The sequence below is a fragment of the Paenibacillus sinensis genome (assembly GCF_019904155.1).
GTDB classification, from domain to species: domain Bacteria; phylum Bacillota; class Bacilli; order Paenibacillales; family Paenibacillaceae; genus Paenibacillus_AQ; species Paenibacillus_AQ sinensis.
On sequence record NZ_JAHCMB010000018.1, the window covers coordinates 1 to 354 of the forward strand.

The 354-nt window shown below is 40.1% G+C and carries 1 protein-coding gene; it reads left to right on the plus strand.

What is annotated here, in order from left to right; all coding sequences use genetic code 11:
- Nucleotides 1-57: 57 nt before the first annotated feature.
- The coding region (locus KIH86_RS01115) for a hypothetical protein (protein WP_223110266.1) at nucleotides 58-354 on the plus strand (297 nt) is incomplete at its 3' end.

Here is a 354-nt window from a genome sequence, read left to right on the forward strand (position 1 = left end):
AATAGGATTGACCCGACCCGGTACTTGTGCTTTGGAAGAATAACCGGAGGTGGAAGAATGAAGCTTACATATACGCTTAACAATATTGGGTGGGCAGATGTTTATCTTGAAATTGGACACAAAGAGATCTATATGGAGCCTTCGTATTTATCAGAACCATTAATTGATCTCACACGGGCAATTGAGCTTCTCATTCCCTGTCTTAATGAACCGGATGAACCCAGAGACACTGTTACTTTTGATTGGGATTCTGAACCGGCAATGCATAGCTGGAAAATAACTAAAATATCAAATGAGAAGATACGAATTGAAATAGTCTTGTATGTCGATGGAATTAAGACGTTGCCGGGAGAA